This window comes from Candidatus Poriferisodalis sp. (assembly GCF_965208485.1).
Classification (GTDB): Bacteria; Actinomycetota; Acidimicrobiia; order Acidimicrobiales; family Poriferisodalaceae; genus Poriferisodalis.
Map to the genome: position 1 here is coordinate 1,796,856 of NZ_OZ242344.1, position 16,653 is coordinate 1,813,508.

Here is a 16,653-nt window from a genome sequence, read left to right on the forward strand (position 1 = left end):
TCGGCTTTGTCAGGTTGAGTGACGGGGATGCCGCGGACTCCGAAGCTGGTGAAGCCATGTGCTCTGCGTCGCAGGATTTGGAGCAGGTTGTTTGCGCCTTCGATGCGGCCGTTGCTGGGACGGCCCTTGACGCATGCATCAGTCAGCGGCCTGAGTGTCCGAAACCGCCGAAGCCTCGCTCGGTGTCGTCGAGCGAGTCGGCTTCTGCCCATTCGGCCTGTTCGACACGCTGGATCACGAGTTGCGCGATGCGGTCACCGCGCTGAATCTCGTAGGGTGCCGTCGGGTCGGTGTTCAGCAGCAGCACGCGCAACTCGTCCCGGTAGCCGCTGTCGATCAGCCCGGGTGAGTTCACGCATGTGATTCCGTGTCGCCACGCCAGCCCGCTGCGAGGCTGGACGAATCCGGCATAGCCCCGCGGGATGGCCACCGCGACGCCGGTCCGGATCATCGCGCGGCCTCCGCCAGCCCCAAGCGTGACCGACTCGGCTGCGAGCAGGTCGCAGCCCGCATCGCCGGGCTTGGCGTAAGCCGGCAGCGGAAGGTCGAGATCCAAGCGTTGTATCGGCACAGCCACCACGGCGAGCACTGTAGGGCAGGCTTGAGCTAGCGGTTCGACATCGGGTGCTTTGCTGCCTCGGTAGGCCGCCCGGGACTTGAACCCGGCACCTTGGGATTAAAAGTCCCCTGCTCTACCCGATGAGCTAGCGGCCCCACATACGGGCGCACCGAGGTTAGCAGGATGCTGAAATATGCGGATGTAGCCAGAGGTGCAAGTCCCTGGCCTGCGGATTTGCGCTCGGCAACTGCCCAAGAATCGATTCTTGGAGCATCCTGCCAGAGGCTGAACTCTTGAGTGAAGCCGCAGCGCGCCATCCTGCCCGCGTCAGCCTTCGGTACTGTGGCATTGCGTGACAGCGCACGCGTCGACGCAGATCGTTCAGGTGACTGGCCGCGAGGTGCTGGACTCTCGGGGCAATCCCACCGTTGAGGCCGAAGTGCGCACCGTTGGGGGCGCCGTCGGCCGGGCGATCGTGCCTTCGGGTGCTTCGACAGGCCAGTTCGAAGCGGTCGAGCTGCGTGACGGCACCGACCGTTTCGGCGGCAAGGGAGTGGCCGATGCGGTCTCCCATGTGAACGGCGAGATCGGCGCTGCGCTCGTGGGCCACGATGCCGTCGAACAGCGGGCCGTCGACCAAGCGCTCATCGAGCTCGACGCCACTATGAACAAGGCTCGGCTCGGGGCGAACGCCGTGCTGGCGGCCTCGCTGGCAACCGCCCATGCCGCCGCAGCGACGCTCGGCATATCCCTGTTCCGGCATGTGGGCGGCGCCAATGCGCATGTGCTACCCACGCCGATGATGAATGTCATCAACGGCGGCTCCCACGCGGACAACAACGTGGACCTGCAGGAGTTCATGATCGTCCCGGTCGGAGCGGCGTCGTTCTCCGAGGCCCTGCGATGGGGCACCGAGACCTACCACGCGCTGAGACAGGTGCTTCGCTCCCGGGGGCTGTCGACCGCCGTCGGCGACGAAGGCGGTTTCGCACCCGACCTGGAATCCAACGAGGCTGCGCTGGCACTGCTGGTCGAGGCGATCGGCGAGGCCGGTTTCGAGCCCGGCACCGACATGGCGCTCGCCCTCGACGTGGCATCGACCGAGTTCTACGACGACGGGATCTACCGTCTGGCCGGGGAAGGCCGGGAGCTCGACGCCGTCTCGTTCTCGGACTGCCTGGCCGATCTGTGCGACCGCTACCCGATCTGCTCGATCGAGGACGGCATGGCTGAAGACGACTGGGTGGGATGGTCGCGGCTCTCTGAGGGACTCGGCGACCGAGTCCAACTGGTCGGCGACGACCTGTTCGTGACGAACATCGAACGGCTGGGGCGTGGCATCGCCGCCGGTGTCGCCAACAGCATTCTCGTCAAGGTCAACCAGATCGGCACGCTCAGCGAGACGCTGGACGCCGTAGACCTCGCGGCCCGCGCCGGCTACACCGCAGTGATGTCTCATCGTTCTGGCGAGACCGAGGACACCACCATCGCCGACCTTGCAGTCGCCACCAACTGCGGCCAGATCAAGACGGGCGCGCCGGCGCGCTCGGATCGGGTCGCCAAGTACAACCAGTTGCTGCGCATCGAAGAGGAGCTCGGCGAATTCGCTGTCTACCGGGGCGGCAATTCGCTGGCAGCGCACAGATGAGCACCCCGGCAGACACACCAGTCGGGCGCCGCCCCCGCTCAGGACGGCGGGTGATGACGGTGCTCGTCGGCCTGGTCATCGTGGTGAGTGCGGTGGGACTCTTGGCGGTTCTGTTGTTTCCCTGGCAATTGCTCACCTCCCAGCGCCGCAGCATCGCTCACGCAGAAGAGACGCTGGCGCGGTTGCAGGCTGAGACATCCCACCTGTCTGAGCGTGTCGCCGACGCCAAGGATCCGGTCGTCGTGGCACGGATTGCACGTGAGCAGTTCTCGCTCGTGCGCGAAGGGGACATTCTCTACCGATTGAACGTGGACCCTGCCGATGATGTGGTCGACCTGCCGTCGGCATGGCCGCTGCCAGGCGTGGCGTACCTGCTCGGCGACCGTGACTAGTCAGTCATGATCCTCAACGCGCGTCCGATGATGGCATCGCGGTGTGCATCAGGATCCACGCCGCGCTGCTCGAGCGAGAGCCGTATCGTGCCCACGGCGGCCGCGGCCCGGATGCGATCGGCGACATCTGCCGAGGATCCGGTCAGCCAGGCGAACAGGGTCCCAGCTTGCGCTCGCAGCCGCTGACCGACGGCACTCTTCTGCACGTCGACGTCGTCGGCAACGAGCCGGAACACGACAATGTCTCGCGCCAGCAAGTCGAAGTACCGATCGAGAATTTCCCGCAGCATCTCCGGCGTCTGCACAAGTTCCGCCATCCGGGCGATCATGGCCTCGCCGTCACGTTCCATCGGGGCCAGCACCCCGGCGAGCACGTCTTCCTTGCCCGTGAAGTGGTAGTAGAGCGCCGCCGGCGTCAGGCCGAGTCCCGACGTGACCTGCCGGACGGAGGTGCCGCGGTATCCCTGCCGCGAGAACAGATCTCGAGCGCGCCGCAAGATGAGATCCCGTGTGTCCGGGGGCGCAGTCTCGCTCACGCTCTCCCGCGGGTCGCCGGGACCCGCGACGGCCTCGGAGGTCGCCACATCGTCAAACTACTGCTGCCGTCCAGTGCCCGGTGTCCCCGTGTCGGCGCGTCGCTGCCGCATGGTGCATGATGGTGGCCGCTCAGCCCGCGGGCTGAGCGTACAGATGCCCAGCCTGACGGCCGACAGATACCCTGCTCGGCCTGACAGCCGACGAAGACGGGAGAGGTCATAGTGGAGATCAGCGTCACGGTGAACGGCGAGACGCGTACCGGCGAAGTCGAGCCGCGCACGCTGCTCGTGTACTGGCTGCGGGATGACCTGCGGCTGACAGGAACCAACGTGGGCTGCGACACGTCCTCGTGCGGGGCCTGCACGGTGCATGTGAACGGCGAATCGGTGAAGTCGTGCACGATGCTGGCGGTGCAGGCCGACGGCGAGGACATCCTGACGATCGAAGGCTTGGCGCCGTCGGAGGACGAACTGCACCCCATGCAGGAGGCCTTCCGGCAGAACCACGGCCTGCAGTGCGGCTACTGCACACCGGGCATGGTCATGGCAGCGGTCTCGCTGCTCGAGGAGAACCCCAGTCCGACAGAGCGGGAAGTACGCCTCGGCCTGGAAGGGAACCTGTGTCGCTGCACGGGGTATCACAACATCGTCAAGTCGGTGCTGGCCTGCGCGGCCGGCGAGACATCGGCCTGAGGGGAGCACGGCAATGATTCCTGCAGCATTCGACTACGAACGGGCGGGTTCCGCCGCCGAGGCCATCGCACTGCTCGGCGAGCACGGCGACGAAGCCAAGCTGCTGGCGGGCGGCCATTCGCTGCTGCCGATGATGAAGCTGCGCTTGGCGGTGCCCAGCGTGGTCGTCGACATCGGCCGCGTGACCGACCTCAGCTACATCAACGACGGCGGCGACCACATCGCCATCGGCGCCCTGACCCGGCACCGCGCGCTGGAGACCAGCGACCTGCTGGCAGCCGAGTGCCCCCTGCTGGGGCATGTGGCAGGGGAGGTGGGCGACCCCCAGGTCCGCCACCGCGGCACGCTCGGCGGCTCGCTGGCGCACTCCGATCCTGCTTCGGATCTTCCCGCAGCGGTTCTGGCGCTGGGCGGCACGCTCGTGGCCCAAGGACCCGGCGGCACTCGTGAGATAGCCGCCGGCGACTTCTTCACCGGCTACTTCGAATCGGCCTTGGCCGACGACGAGATGCTCACCGAGATCCGGGTGCCGAAGGCGCCCGGCGCTGGCTGGAACTACCAGAAGTTCAACCGGCGGGCCCAGGACTGGGCGATCGTAGGCGCAGCCGCGGTGACGGTGAACGGCGGCACCAACGTGGCACTGGTGAACATGGGCTCGACGCCGCTGCGTGCCAGCGCGACCGAGGCCGCGCTGGCCGGCGGCGCGTCGGCTGCAGAAGCTGCAGAGCAGGCCGCCGAGGGCGCCGATGCCCCCACCGACCTGAACGCCGCGCCGGACTACCGCAACCACCTCGCCCGTGTGCTCACCCGGCGGGCGCTCGAAGCGGCCGGCGTCTCCTAACCCGACTCGTCGCCCAATTCGTCGCTACAGGCCGGCGGCTGCCGGCTGGAGTTGATCGCAGCTCGGCGCGAGCCGGCCGCGCTCAACGGCTCAGGCGCGGTGCTCAGTCGAGCAGCCCGGTGGATTGGCCACCGTCGATGAGCAGGCCGGTGCCCGTAATGAACTTGGCCTGCTCGCTGCACAGGAACGCGACTGCGGCGCCGAAGTCGTCGCAGTCGCCGCAGACGTTCATCGGGTTGCTCTTGGCGGCCTGTTCCTGGTCCATCATCTTGGCCACGCGGTCGCTCCAGTGGGTGCCCGGCTGAGCCGAGTTCACGGTCACACCGGTCGGGGCCAGTTCCCGGGCAGTGAGCTTGAGGAAGCTGGTCAGCCCGGCCCGCGCCACTGAGCTGGCGAGCAGGAACGGAATCGGCTGCTTCACGCCCACGCTGGTGATGGCGCACACCCGGCCCCAGCCACGATCACGCATCGGCGGGATGGCGACCCGGCACATCTCGATCATGGCCTTGCAGTTCATGTCGAAGGCCATCTGATAGGCATCGATCTCGGTGGTGTCGAACATGCCGGGCGGCGGCCCTCCGGCGTTGGTGACCAGGATGTCCACCGAACCCAGGCCCTCGATGGCTTGGGACACGAAGCTGCGTCCTTCGGCGGGGTTGGCAAGGTCGGCTGTAACGGTCAGCACCTCGCCGTCGATCTGACCTGCAGCGGCCGCCAGCCGCTCCGGATCCCGGCCGCAAATCGCCACCCGCACACCCTCGGCCGCCAGTGCCTTCGCCGAGCCGAGTCCCAGCCCTGCCGAGCCCGCAGCGACTGCCGCGGTGCGTCCCGCAATTCCCAAGTCCATCGCCCGTCCCCATGTCTCGTCGAGCCGGATCGGCCAGCCCATCTGTGGTTGCCCGGAACCGCAACGCGTCCGTGCCAGAACGTTACAGAGGCATTGGTCGGCGAGCGAGAGGACCGTGTGTGAGGCATGGGCCGTGCTGGCCAAGGGGCCTGGTTGCCGACGGGCGGAGGCTGCGGCGCGGTATACCCGTTGTTGCTGGCAATCGGACTGACAGGAGCCTTCGCGCAAATGACCAATCGATTTGTTGCAGTGGCGGCGTTTTGCGCGCTTGCACTGTCGGCGCTGTCGCTGTTCGTCGCGTTGAGCGCGACTGGCGACCAGACGCCGGCTGTCTCGCCGGTCCCGCCGTCGTCGAGCGTTCCTCCGGATACCGATGACAGCAGCGATGCGGAGGTTGCCGCCGAGTCCGCGGCGACCACCGAAGCGCCTCTGTCGCCGGAGACTGTGCCGTCGGTGACCGCGACCTCGGCGTCACCAGCGAGCGACGCCGGTCAGCCGGCTGTCTCGCCGGTGCCCGACGATGCGCTGCCAGGCACGCCCGCGGCGTTCGGCCCAGCGGAGGGCACCCGGCTCGGCGTCGTCGGCGTCACCCACGACGATTGGCTCAACCTGCGCGAGGTGCCCAACGGGACGATCGCGGCAACTCTGTCGATCCGCATCGGCAATTCCGCCGCGGAAGGACCCTCGCTGCTCGTGCAGGGACCCGATGCCGTCGGCCATCTCGCGACGCTCGACATCGTGGGACTCATCGCGACCGGCCGCACACGCGACCTGGCGACCTCCACCTGGCACGAGATCCAGGCCGGCCCGGTGACCGGCTGGGCCAGCAGCAACTATCTGGCGCCGTTCGCGTCAGGGCAGCGTCACGACGTCACCGCAGAAGTGCTTCTCGGCCTCAGCGCCGACGCCGAGGCAGCCACGCTGCACGAGCTGACCGACGCAGTCGTCGCGCAGTACGCCTCCGCGGCCGATCCGGTTTCCCGCGTCAGGACCGTCGCGCCGCCCAGCACCCTCGAAGGAGTCATCGAAGTGGCCGTCGATGTCGTCGGGCAGCCCGACGACTCGGTGCGCGGCTACCGGCTGTACATCGACGTCGACGCCGCAGGCGACTGGATGGCTGCCAACACCGACGGCGACCTCGCCACCGACGCTGGGCCGTACACCCTGCGCCAAGTCTCGGCGACGACCCTGTGCTACAGCCATCGGGGCGTCAGCGACGACGGTCTCTGCAACTGATTCTCGAGCGGCCTGCAGGCCAGGGGACAATCGGGCAGTGACGGCAGGACGGGATCTCGGGGGTGCTGCGATGAGCGAACCTGCGGAGTCAGGCACTGAACCGGCCGCCTCGGGCCACTGCCTGTGCGGCGCCGTGACGTCGAACGCCTTGCGGCAGGGGTCCGACTGCCACACCGATCCTCCCGAACCGGGGCAACAACACGCCTCCGATTCTGGGGGATCCCTGCCTACGCCACCGGCACCCTCACCGACCTGCTCCACGCGCAAATGCGAAGCGCCGCTTTGAGACCGACGACGCGCCGGAACGGCAGGTAGCCGGTGCCATCGTCGGCTGGCTCGGCGATACCAAGAAGACCTGAGCAGGCCAAGACTGTCTTGCGGTCTGTCTCTTTGACAGTCCCATGGGAAAGGCTCAGTCGAGCAATGCCCGGCTGATCACGACGTCCTGGATCTCCGTCGCCCCGTCCACGTAATGCGTCAGACGCGACGCCGCCAAGTGCCGTGGCAGCGGATGGTCCCTGCGCGCACCGACGGCACCCATCACCTGCATGCAATCCGCCAGCCGACGCTCCGCCGCGCGTGTCGCGAACTTCTTGGCGTGAGCGGCGGCGACGGCTGCCGGCCGGCCTTCGGCGACAGCCAGCGCCGCCCGGTACGTCAGCAGACGCGCTGCCTCGAGATCGGTAGCGACATCAGCCAGCGTGAACCGGACGCCTTGCAGGTCAGCGACACGGCCGCCGAATGCCTGACGCTGGCGCACATAGTCAATGGCCGCCGCCAGCCCAGTGCGCATCATGCCGCAGCACATCGCCGCGACCAGCACCCGGGCGATGTCGATGCCTTCCATCGCGGCAACGAACCCTTCGCCGAGGGGCACCATCACCTCGGCATCGGAGACCCGGCACTCGTCGAAGCGGATCTCGTTGGTGCCGATGCCGTGGGCGCCGATGAGCTCGTAGCCGTCGGTCCGCTCGATGCCGTCAGTGCTGCTGTCGACGAGGAACGTCATGATGCCCCGGTGTCCCGCTGCGGGATCGGCCTGCGCGTACACCGACATCACGTCGGCCGCCGTGCCATTGCTGACCCACGCCTTGCGACCGTCGATGACCCACTCGTCACGGTCGCGACGCGCTGTCGTAGTGATCTTGGCGGCATCGCTGCCGACGCCGGGCTCCGTCAAGAGGAAAGCGCCGAGCCGCTCGCCCGAGACCAACGGCCCCAGTGCCCGCTCCCGCATCTCCGCGGGGGCATGCCTGCTCACCGCACCCGCCAGATTGTTGTGACAGACGAGCACGAATGCGATGGCGAAGTCGGCCGCGGCCACCTCTTCGAGCACCCGTGCCAGCCCGACCTGACTCAGCCCCGAACCACCATCGGCAACGGGCACGAGCAACCCGCACAGCTGTTCTTCCGCCGCGCTCTGAAATGCCTCAGCCGCGAAGCGGCGTTCACGCTCCCAGGACTCGGCGTGCGGCGCGACCGCGGAGCTGGCCCATGCCGCCGCCCGATCCACCACCTCCTGGTCGGCCGCACTCACCGCAGCGTCTGCCACCTCCGGCATCAGTTCGTGTGCCAGCTCCGTCGGGGGCATGGCGTCAGAGTCGATCGCAGCAGAGGTCATGGCCCGCATCTTGCCATTCGAATGCCGCGCCCATCTCGGAGCAGACGGCGCGACCTGTCAGACGGGGCCGACGATCAGCGGCGCCACGCCGGGCCGCCGTACAGTTCGCCAACCGGTCGGCTACCAGGCCGCCGGGTGCCGAGAAGGGCTGCCGAGATGAATCCAGACCGCCCCTCCGCGCGCCAAGGCAATCGTGCCGGTGTCCAGCTCGGCATCGACGAGGCGACCGGGCGCATCGGGCGCAGGGCACGCGTCTATGTCGCACAGGACTCTGCGGCCCCCTACGGCCTGCTCGCTGCCATTGACGCGGCGCACGACCGCTTCGCAGAGCTCGAGTTCGTCAGCGCCTTCCTGCTGGATCGGCCCGCACCTCTGGATCATCTCGGCAACCCGTTCCGCTGGACGTCGCTTCAGCCGAGCGGGACTCTGCGCGACGCACTCGACAGCCCGCATTTCGGCGTGGTCCCAGCCCGCTACTCGGACATCACCGGCCTCGTGGGACCCGGCGGCGGCTTGGAGGCCGACGTTCTGCTCTGCCAGGCCAACCCGCCTGACGTAGGCGGCCGTATGAGCCTCGGCACGGGCGTCGGCGGTCACGTCGACCTGCTGCGATCCACCCCGCTGGTGATCGCGCAGGTGAACCCTCACATGCCGTACGTGCACGGCGAGGGGAATGCCACCGCACCGACTTTGACGGGCTCGTTGAAGTCGACGAACCGCTGCCTGAGCTGGCGCCGCCGTAGTCGATGAGACCGCAGCCGCGATTGCGGCCCACGTCGGCCAGTTCATCGGCGACGGGACGACGCTGCAGTTCGGGATCGGTTCCATCCCCGATGCGGTGCTCTCGAGCCTGACCGACCGCCGGCATCTCGGCCTGCACGGCGGCATGATCAACGACGCCTGCATCGATCTCATCGACAGCGGTGCGGTGGACAACCGTCACAAGGGACCGGTCGGCGACGGTGTCAGCGTCGCCGCAGAGGTGATGGGCACGCGCCGCCTCTACGACTGGGTCGACGGCAATCCGGCGGTGCAGCTCGTGAACGGCGCGTTGAGCCACGGCATCGAAGGCATCGCCCAGATTCGCAACTTCGTGGCACTGCAATCGACCGTGCAGATGGCCCTCGACGGCTCGGCCAACTCCGAAATGATCGCTGGCCGCTACATCTCCGGACCCGGCGGGGCGCCCGACTTCGCATTCGGCGCCTGTGTAGCGACCGGCGGCCGGTCCATCGTCGCCATGCCGTCCACCGCAGCCAGCGGACGCATCTCGCGCATCGTGCAGCGCCTCGAAGCGGGCGCTCCCACGACATTGCCGGCGTACACGGCCGACATCGTGGCGACCGAGTTCGGTGCGGTGGAGCTGCGCGGCCGCTCGCTCGACGAGCGAGCGGAGCTGCTCATCTCCATAGCCCACCCCGACTTCCGCGACGGCCTGAGCGGTGGGGCACAGATGTCATAGCGGCGGAGGCGACAGGGAACTCTGCGAGGTTGGAACCTGCCGGATTCCCGGAGCAGAGGGTCCTGCCGCCTCTGCCGCGGGCGCAACTAAAGGCGACGAACAGTCGCAGCCTGGCCGGTAGTGCCGTAAGCCATGCCTGCCATGCGGTGAAGGTTGCGGGTGTTGTGCATGCGGCCGTGGATTCGCGGTCCAGCAGCGAGCATGGCGCCGTCGACCACGAGTTGCTGGCCGCTCACGAACTTGCTCTCGTCGCTGGCCAGGAACAGCGCCATGGACGCGATGTCGGTACCCTCGCCCCGATCCGGCCACGGCTGCATCTCAGACATGACCTCCTCGGCTTGGGCTTCGTTTCCGCTGTGCATCAACGGCGTGAAGATGAGACCCGGGCAGATGGCGTTGACGCGAATGCGGTGGGGCGCCAGCTCCAGTCCGGTGGTCTGCGCCAGGCTGATCACCGCCGCCTTGGCCGCCGAGTACGCCTGCGGGCCTGCGCCACCGCCCATCCCGGCGATGGACGCCGTGTTGATGATGGAGCCGCCGGTGCCCTGCGGGATCATGACCCGCGCCGCGTGCTTGGTGCCCAGCATCACCGAGCGCACCAGGATGGCGAAGGTCTCGTCCCAAGCGTCCGCGTCCAGCTCGGTGATCGGGCCGAAGGCCCCGCCGATGCCCGCGTTGTTGAACACCACGTCCAGCTGGCCGAATGCCTCGACTGCCAGCTCGGTCATCGCGGCCACGTCGTCCTCGACCGCCACATCGGTGCGTGTGAAGCGAGCGCGATCGCCCAGGCCCGCGCCGGTCAGCTCCTCTATGAATGCATGCCCAGCGTCGGCGTTGAGGTCGCCGATCACGACCGAGGCGCCTTCTGCCAGGAATAGCTCGACCGTCGACCGTCCCATGCCGCTCGCCCCGCCGGTGATCACCGCAGCCTTGCCAGCGAGCCGTCCCCCGGAGCTGCCACTGCTCTCACTCATCGTGCTGCCCTCCCGTGCTGTCGAATATGACGCCGCGATTGTCGCCTATGTGACGTTGCCGCGCCCCGACATCGCCGCGCAGCTGCCGTGTGGCACCGTTCCGCTGACGCCCGAGCACTGACGTGAGAGAATCCGAACGGGCACCAGGGTTCACCGGGAGGAATCATGACTACGACCGTCCAGCGACAGCTCGCCAGCGACGGCGGGCAGCGCCACATGCACGAGGTGCACAAGATCGCTCACGCCGGCGCAGTGGATGCCGACGGCCACATCCTCGAGCCGCCGGACCTGTGGCAGGAATACCTCGAGGATCGTTACAAGGACCGGGCGCTGCGCATCGAGATCGAGCCCGAGCGCGGTCTCGAAGTGCTCATGATCGACAACCAGCGCAGCAAGCTGGCCCGCCCCGGCATGGTCTCGACGCTGGGCGCCATGGGCGCTCCCGATCTGCCCGACATCATGTTCAACCCCGATCGCACCTACGTCGGCGAGATCCCCTTCGGCGCCATGGACCCCCACCAGCGGATCGAGCTGCTCGATGCCGAAGGCCTCGACATCGCGGTGTTGCTGCCGACGATGGGACTGCTGTGGGAGGCCGAGCTCGACGACGCCGAGCTGAGCCAAGCCTACACGCGCGCCTACAACCGCTGGATCTGCGAGTTCTGCCGGGATCATTCCGACCGGCTCATTCCCGTCGCCCACATCTCGATGACAGATCCGGTGGCTGCGGCGGCCGAGCTGCGGCGCTCGGTGGCCGACGGCGCACGGGGTTGCTTCGTGGCGCCGTTCACGCACAGCACCCGCCCGCTGGGTCACCCCGACCACGACCCGGTGTACGAGGCGGCCCAAGACCTCGGCGTGCCCTTCGCCATCCATCCCACGTTCGAGCCCCAGTGGACCAAGGGCACCCGCATGGGCACCTGGGAGCACGTGCGCGAGCTGCGTCTGACGGCGTCGATGACCGCGTCGGACGGGGTGCGGCACCAGTTCGTGTCGCTGTTCGACTACGGCGTGTTCGAGCGGTTCCCGGAACTGAAGGTGCTGGTGCTCGAATCGGGCGGCGGCTGGCTCGGCTACTGCCTCGACCGCATCGATGCGGTGTTCGGCCATACCTACACCGGCACCCGGGTGCCGCTCGAGATGAAGCCCAGCGAGTACTTCATGCGGCAGGTGTGGATCTCGTGTGATCCCGACGAGCGCTCCATACCGGCCTTGGCGAAGCGTTACGGGCACGACCGGTTCATGTGGGCCAGCGACTTCCCCCACGCCGACCACACGCCCGAGTACGTGCTCGATCTCGACGAGCTCGTCGACATGTTCCCCGCCGAGTGGCGGCGGGCCTTCATCGGCGACAACGCCCGCCAAGTCTTCGACCTGTAGCGGGCATCACGGCACCGGTCACCGGCGCATCGAGTGATGCTATGATATCACTATGAGGACAGTCATCACGCTTCCGGACCACCTTCACGCCGAGGCGAAGCAGCGCGCAGCGCAGCAGGGAATCAGCTTCGCAGAGTTTGCGCGGCGGCTGTTCGACAGGGAGCTCAGCACAGCAGATCCTCAAGGCGATCTTGATGCCATCCGCGCGATCGTCCATGGCGAGCCGTTCGATATGGCTGCAGACTGCAACGCCATCGTGGCTGAGGCCGTAGCAGCGCAGCACCGCCAGCACCTCGACTGAGCGCAGAGTCAGTCAGATGGAACTCTGCTTCGTCGATACCTCTGCGTGGGTGTCGATCGCGGATGGCTCGGAGTCGTCCCACACTCGTGTAGCGGAGGCGCTCGGTGACCGGCAGGGTCGGCTGCTGACGGCCGACCATGTGCTGCAGGAGACATGGATGGTGATGAAGCACCGGCATGACCGGTTCGCCGCTGAGACTCTGGTGAATGCCATTCGCAGGGGAACCGCCCGAGTCGAAGTCTCGTTGCTGGGCGATCTGGAAGTCGCAGCAGCTATCGGAGCGACGTTCAGCGATCAGGACTTTTCGCTCTCGGATCGAACAAGCTGGGCCGTCATGGAACGGCTGGGCATCACCGAGGCGGTCACACTCGACCGCGATTTCCGGGTGTACCGCTACGGCCCCGGTCGGCGCCGGGCCTTCCGCGTCGCGCCCTGAGGCGAAGGTCTGCCCGTCGTCAGCGCTGTGCGCGATCAGTCAGTCGAGGGTAGGGACGCGGAAGACCTTCATCACTTCGTCGCCGAGGTGGTTGATGACCTTGACGGCGATGTGGCCGGTCTCGGGAACCGGGAACGGACGCGATGTGTCGCTGTTCAGGGTTGCCCAGGCGTTCTCGTCGATCTCTGCCTTCAAGGTTGTCTTGAGCGACTTGTAGGGATCGTCGGCACCGAGGAAGTAGGCGTGACGCGAGGAAGTAGGCGTGACGCACAAAGAAGCTCTCGTGGTCGTAGTCGGTGTCGACAAACCAGCACGCGATGGAACCCGGCTCGTCGCTGCGCACATCGCCGGTCGTCGGATCGAAAACGTCGATCCCTCTCAGCTTCACGCAGAACTGCGCGGTGCCGTCCTCGGTCGGGTGGGCCGTGAGCAGCTCGATGTCGGGTTCGCCGAAGATCACGAACAGGTTGCCGCTGCCAGTGCTCTTGAGTTCGCCGGCCATGTGCAGATCGGCGTTCATCCTGGCCTTCAGCACCTGCAATGGCCCTGACCTGATGAACGCGGACGCCTGCGCGTCGTAGTTGAATGCGCACGAGATCAGGACATCGAAGCCCGCCTCGGCGGCCTCTTGAGCAGCCGCCACGAGGAATGGGCGCGTGACGGTGCCGAACTCTGGGCCGACGAAGATCGCTGCTCTTCGACTACCAGCACCGGACGGATCGGCTGAGTCGTCCTTCGATGGCTGCAGAGCCTCGGTATAGGCGCCTTCGGCGCAGACGTAGTCACCCGGCCACGGCTGCAGCGAGATGAAGTCGATGCGGTCTGTCTTGTGTGCCTGCTGCACCCCTGCGGTCCGCAGGTTGTCGAGGATCAGCGACACGAAGTCCTGCGGCGCCTCTCCATTGCTCCGTGCGTCGGCTACAGGATCGATCAGCTGGTCGTCGGCGTCGAGGCCCAGGTAGCGATGCGGTGAGATGCTCTCGACGGTGAACGGCCCGGCGACGCGTACCTTCGATCTGTCCTCGTCAAGCCAACCTCGCCAAGAGAAGTTGGCCGAGTTCTTCAGAGCCGACCGCGCGAACGGGGAATTGCTGGAGCTGACCGCCCGCCTCAGAACCGACCTCGCGCCGCCAGCGCTTAGCCCAGATCCACCGGTGGGGTGTGCGGTGTCGGGTTGGGCGGGATGTCGGTGGCGCGGTTTGTCGTGGGGGCGGGGTGAGGGCTGGGCGGACGCGTGGTTGGTCGGCGTCGGCTCGGGGGTTGGTTTGTGTGCTGCGCCTGGGGTGTGCTGCGCGGCGCTGCGTGGCGCTGGGGTTTGCTCAGCAGCGCTGGGGCAGGTTGCGGATGTGTCGCAGCGCGGCGGTGAACTGGGCTGCCCAGGGCCATTTGGCGGGCAGCCGCAGGGTGGGTCGGCCGCTGCGGTTGACGAGCCGGGCGGGGATGTTGAGCAGGCGTCGGGCGATGGTGGCTGCGACGGTGAGCTTGCGGGGTTCGTGGACCCGGCCGATGCGCGCGGTCCAGCGTGCGATGTTGTGGGCGAGGACGGCGAAGGCGAGCCAGGCGGCGTTGGCCGCGAACCGTCCTGAGGGGCTGTGGGCGAGGCCGCCGGCTTTGAGGTCCTTGATTGCTTGTTCGACGCGGGCGTGGGCGCGGTAGGCGGTGTCGGCTGCTTTGGTGTCGAGCTCGTCGTCGTCGATGTCGGTGACGAACGCGTGGTGGCGCCAGTTCGGCCACAGCTCGGCTTGGTCGCCGGCGAGGCGGGTGCGGCGCACCACGAGGCGGACCGTGCGCTTGGGCTTGCCCGCGGCGCGTCGGCCGCTGGTCAGCGTGGCCTGGGCGACCTGGGCTTCGCCGTCGTCGGTGTAGCCGATCGGTGTCCAGTCGTCGTCGCCGATGGCGGCGATCGCCTTGTCGACAGCAGGGTTGCGGGCGATCGCGATCAGGAACCTCGTGCCGTGCGCGTCGAGCTTGTCGATCAGGTCCCACGAGAAGAACCCCGCGTCAGCTCGAAGCGTGAGCGCCGCGCCCGGCGCCAGGCGGCGCACCCGCGCCAAGGTCTCCGCGGCGAAATCGACGTGTCCCCGCTGCGAGGAGCCCTTGCGCATCCGGGAGTGCACGATCTCACCGGTGTCGTCGCGGGCCGCCACCAGCGGGTGATAGCCGAGCCGCCCGCCGTGGCCGTACGCGGCGCCGTGCTTCGCGTCGCTGTGCACCTCGCACAGCGTGGAGTCGATGTCGACCGTGATCGCTTCCGCGGCCGGGGCGGCCCCAGCAGCCCACGCACGGCCCAACGCGAGCTCCTGGGCGCGGTCGAGCTGGCGCACATGACCCCACGAGAACGACCTCGCGAACGTCCCCAGCGTGGACGGCGCCACCGGCGCGAACCCCAGCACCGACCCAGCCGAGCCGGCCCGCAGCCGATCCGCGTCAGAGAAGAACGACCCGCCCACCAGCATCGAGCACACCGCCGTGAGCACCTTCGCTCCCGACCCGCGGCCCGCCGCCGGCGGACGCACAGTCTCGTCGATCAAGCCCTCCAAGCCCAGCCGGCCCGCCAAGGTGCCCACCGCCAGCAGACCCGCGTCCCCCACCAAAGAGCCCTCGTCGAACACTGCCTCGACCCGGTCCAACAACCGCGTATCATCGCTCACAGAAAGTGCCTCCCGTCATGGCATCACGCCGCGTTCTCACAACCGGCAAAATGCCACGTCAGGAGGCCTTTCTGGTGGACGCAAACCCCCACCAGCCCAACCGAACCGGTGGATCGGGGCTTAGAGCGTCAGCGGATAGGTGGTTCGGTGGGCTGCCAGCGGTTGCGGTGGTCGATGAGTTTGATGACGATGATGAGCGTTATGGCGAGGGCGAGTTGGGCGAGGCGGTGCTGGGGTTTGCGGTCGGTGTTGCGTCGTAGCTGCCCGTAGTTGGACAGCCAGGAGTTGGTGCGCTCCACTGTCCAGCGCAGCCCCATGGGGGCGGCGGCCGGTTTGGGGTCTGTGGTTGTGGGGGGCCGCTTGGCGGGCCGCTCGATGTCGGCGATGCCTGCTTTGTGGACGGCCCGGTCGACGCGGGCGCCGATGTAGCCGCGGTCGAGATGGACGGTTTCGATGTCGTGGTGCAGGCCTCGGCGTTCGATCTCGGCGAGGGTGGGCTCGAACAGCATGATGTCGTTGCGGTTCGCGCCGTCGGCGGCCCACGCGACCGGGGTGCCCGCCGCGTCGGTCGCCAGCGACCACTTCCAGCCCAGTTTCCGCCTGTCAACAGGGCTTTTGCCAGTCCCCGCCCCGCCGCAAGGGGCCTTGTGGACCGAGCCGTCGACGCACAGATCGGCGAGCCGCAGGCCCATGATGCGGTCCCACGCGGCGATCGCCTCGGCCGCGATGTGATCGAACACCCCGGCGGCGACCCATTCGTCGCGGCGCGACCGCAGCGTCGTGTCAGACACCTCGCCGTCCAACAGGTGCTCAACGGACTCCCACGAGCAGCCCGTCACCAGCCTGATGATGATCCCCCGCAGGCACAGCCGATCCGATATCCGAGGCCGGTGACAGCCCAGCGGATGCGACCGGGGACGAGCCAACCGCGGCTCGACCGCAGCCCAGATGACATCCACCACCACCTTGCTCAAAGCGCGCATGATGAAACCGGCCTCCACGGTCGTCAAGTTCAGGACAACCCGACCAATACACCGGCGAACCAGACGACCCGTGGACGGCCGCCTATCCGCGCG

General features: G+C 67.7%; 17 protein-coding genes, 1 tRNA gene and 1 pseudogene. 10 read left to right on the forward strand and 9 right to left on the reverse strand.

The window, feature by feature from the left end:
• Positions 1–142: 142 nt before the first annotated feature.
• Together dut and ACOGXQ_RS08315 are read right to left on the reverse strand one after the other, a co-directional pair.
• Complete coding sequence (gene dut / locus ACOGXQ_RS08310; RefSeq protein WP_419947366.1) at positions 143–577, reverse strand: dUTP diphosphatase; 435 nt, start codon at positions 575–577, stop codon at positions 143–145.
• Positions 578–641: 64 nt separating this feature from the next.
• Positions 642–714: transfer RNA gene (locus ACOGXQ_RS08315), tRNA-Lys, on the reverse strand.
• Between the two features lie 197 nt (positions 715–911).
• On the opposite strand from ACOGXQ_RS08315, the gene eno reads away from it, so the two are divergent.
• Together eno and ACOGXQ_RS08325 are read left to right on the forward strand one after the other, a co-directional pair.
• Positions 912–2,207, forward strand: coding sequence for a phosphopyruvate hydratase (eno, locus tag ACOGXQ_RS08320; protein WP_419946938.1), 1,296 nt, complete (start codon positions 912–914; stop codon positions 2,205–2,207).
• Entirely contained in the window at positions 2,204–2,599 is a 396-nt protein-coding gene (locus ACOGXQ_RS08325; protein ID WP_419946939.1) for an FtsB family cell division protein, read from the forward strand. The genes eno and ACOGXQ_RS08325 overlap by 4 nt, the downstream gene beginning before the upstream one ends.
• On the opposite strand, the gene ACOGXQ_RS08330 is transcribed toward ACOGXQ_RS08325, so the two are convergent.
• The gene (locus ACOGXQ_RS08330) at positions 2,596–3,183 is read right to left on the reverse strand and encodes a TetR/AcrR family transcriptional regulator (protein ID WP_419946940.1); all 588 of its coding nucleotides are present in this window, start codon (positions 3,181–3,183) and stop codon (positions 2,596–2,598) included. The genes ACOGXQ_RS08325 and ACOGXQ_RS08330 overlap by 4 nt on opposite strands.
• 174 nt (positions 3,184–3,357) lie before the next feature.
• On the opposite strand from ACOGXQ_RS08330, the gene ACOGXQ_RS08335 reads away from it, so the two are divergent.
• Together ACOGXQ_RS08335 and ACOGXQ_RS08340 are read left to right on the forward strand one after the other, a co-directional pair.
• On the forward strand, positions 3,358–3,828 hold the full coding sequence (locus ACOGXQ_RS08335) for a (2Fe-2S)-binding protein (RefSeq protein WP_419946941.1): 471 nt from the start codon (positions 3,358–3,360) through the stop codon (positions 3,826–3,828).
• A gap of 13 nt (positions 3,829–3,841) precedes the next feature.
• On the forward strand, positions 3,842–4,669 hold the full coding sequence (locus tag ACOGXQ_RS08340) for an FAD binding domain-containing protein (RefSeq protein ID WP_419946942.1): 828 nt from the start codon (positions 3,842–3,844) through the stop codon (positions 4,667–4,669).
• 103 nt (positions 4,670–4,772) lie between these two features.
• Here ACOGXQ_RS08340 and ACOGXQ_RS08345 read toward each other — a convergent pair whose 3' ends face one another.
• Positions 4,773–5,558 carry an SDR family oxidoreductase gene (locus ACOGXQ_RS08345; protein WP_419946943.1) on the reverse strand — a complete coding sequence of 262 codons (786 nt, stop codon included), beginning with the start codon at positions 5,556–5,558 and terminating at the stop codon, positions 4,773–4,775.
• Positions 5,559–5,744: 186 nt separating this feature from the next.
• Between ACOGXQ_RS08345 and ACOGXQ_RS08350 the strand changes: the two genes are divergently transcribed.
• Positions 5,745–6,752, forward strand: coding sequence for a hypothetical protein (locus ACOGXQ_RS08350; protein WP_419946944.1), 1,008 nt, complete (start codon positions 5,745–5,747; stop codon positions 6,750–6,752).
• A 412-nt stretch (positions 6,753–7,164) separates the two neighbouring features.
• Here ACOGXQ_RS08350 and ACOGXQ_RS08355 read toward each other — a convergent pair whose 3' ends face one another.
• Entirely contained in the window at positions 7,165–8,373 is a 1,209-nt protein-coding gene (locus ACOGXQ_RS08355) for an acyl-CoA dehydrogenase family protein (protein ID WP_419946945.1), read from the reverse strand.
• A gap of 156 nt (positions 8,374–8,529) precedes the next feature.
• Here ACOGXQ_RS08355 and ACOGXQ_RS08360 point away from each other — a divergent pair, with 156 nt between their 5' ends.
• Together ACOGXQ_RS08360 and ACOGXQ_RS08365 are read left to right on the forward strand one after the other, a co-directional pair.
• Positions 8,530–9,123: a hypothetical protein gene (locus ACOGXQ_RS08360; RefSeq protein WP_419946946.1), complete on the forward strand. Its 594-nt coding sequence runs from the start codon at positions 8,530–8,532 to the stop codon at positions 9,121–9,123.
• Positions 9,124–9,211: 88 nt separating this feature from the next.
• The gene (locus tag ACOGXQ_RS08365) at positions 9,212–9,835 is read left to right on the forward strand and encodes an acetyl-CoA hydrolase/transferase C-terminal domain-containing protein (protein ID WP_419946947.1); all 624 of its coding nucleotides are present in this window, start codon (positions 9,212–9,214) and stop codon (positions 9,833–9,835) included.
• Positions 9,836–9,921: 86 nt separating this feature from the next.
• Here the strand turns inward: ACOGXQ_RS08365 and ACOGXQ_RS08370 are convergent, their stop codons facing one another.
• Positions 9,922–10,809: an SDR family NAD(P)-dependent oxidoreductase gene (locus tag ACOGXQ_RS08370; protein ID WP_419946948.1), complete on the reverse strand. Its 888-nt coding sequence runs from the start codon at positions 10,807–10,809 to the stop codon at positions 9,922–9,924.
• Positions 10,810–10,974: 165 nt separating this feature from the next.
• Here ACOGXQ_RS08370 and ACOGXQ_RS08375 point away from each other — a divergent pair, with 165 nt between their 5' ends.
• From ACOGXQ_RS08375 to ACOGXQ_RS08385, 3 genes are read left to right on the forward strand one after another with little or no spacing between them, the layout of a single operon-like run.
• Positions 10,975–12,189 (forward strand): amidohydrolase family protein, encoded by a 1,215-nt coding sequence (locus ACOGXQ_RS08375; protein WP_419946949.1) that lies wholly within the window; start codon positions 10,975–10,977, stop codon positions 12,187–12,189.
• A gap of 52 nt (positions 12,190–12,241) precedes the next feature.
• Positions 12,242–12,490, forward strand: a complete 249-nt coding sequence (locus ACOGXQ_RS08380) for a hypothetical protein (RefSeq protein WP_419946950.1) — start codon at positions 12,242–12,244, stop codon at positions 12,488–12,490.
• 16 nt (positions 12,491–12,506) lie between these two features.
• Positions 12,507–12,926, forward strand: a complete 420-nt coding sequence (locus tag ACOGXQ_RS08385; protein ID WP_419946951.1) for a type II toxin-antitoxin system VapC family toxin — start codon at positions 12,507–12,509, stop codon at positions 12,924–12,926.
• 39 nt (positions 12,927–12,965) lie between these two features.
• On the opposite strand, the pseudogene ACOGXQ_RS08390 reads toward ACOGXQ_RS08385, so the two are convergent.
• The 3 genes and pseudogenes from ACOGXQ_RS08390 to ACOGXQ_RS08400 form a co-directional block, all read right to left on the reverse strand.
• Positions 12,966–13,950: pseudogene (locus tag ACOGXQ_RS08390) on the reverse strand (site-specific DNA-methyltransferase); the annotation flags it as partial.
• A gap of 295 nt (positions 13,951–14,245) precedes the next feature.
• A complete protein-coding gene (locus ACOGXQ_RS08395) occupies positions 14,246–15,577 on the reverse strand; it encodes an IS1380 family transposase (protein WP_419946952.1) in 1,332 nt (443 codons plus the stop codon).
• Positions 15,578–15,705: 128 nt separating this feature from the next.
• On the reverse strand, positions 15,706–16,578 hold the full coding sequence (locus ACOGXQ_RS08400) for an IS5 family transposase (protein ID WP_419947325.1): 873 nt from the start codon (positions 16,576–16,578) through the stop codon (positions 15,706–15,708).
• Positions 16,579–16,653 lie beyond the last annotated feature (75 nt).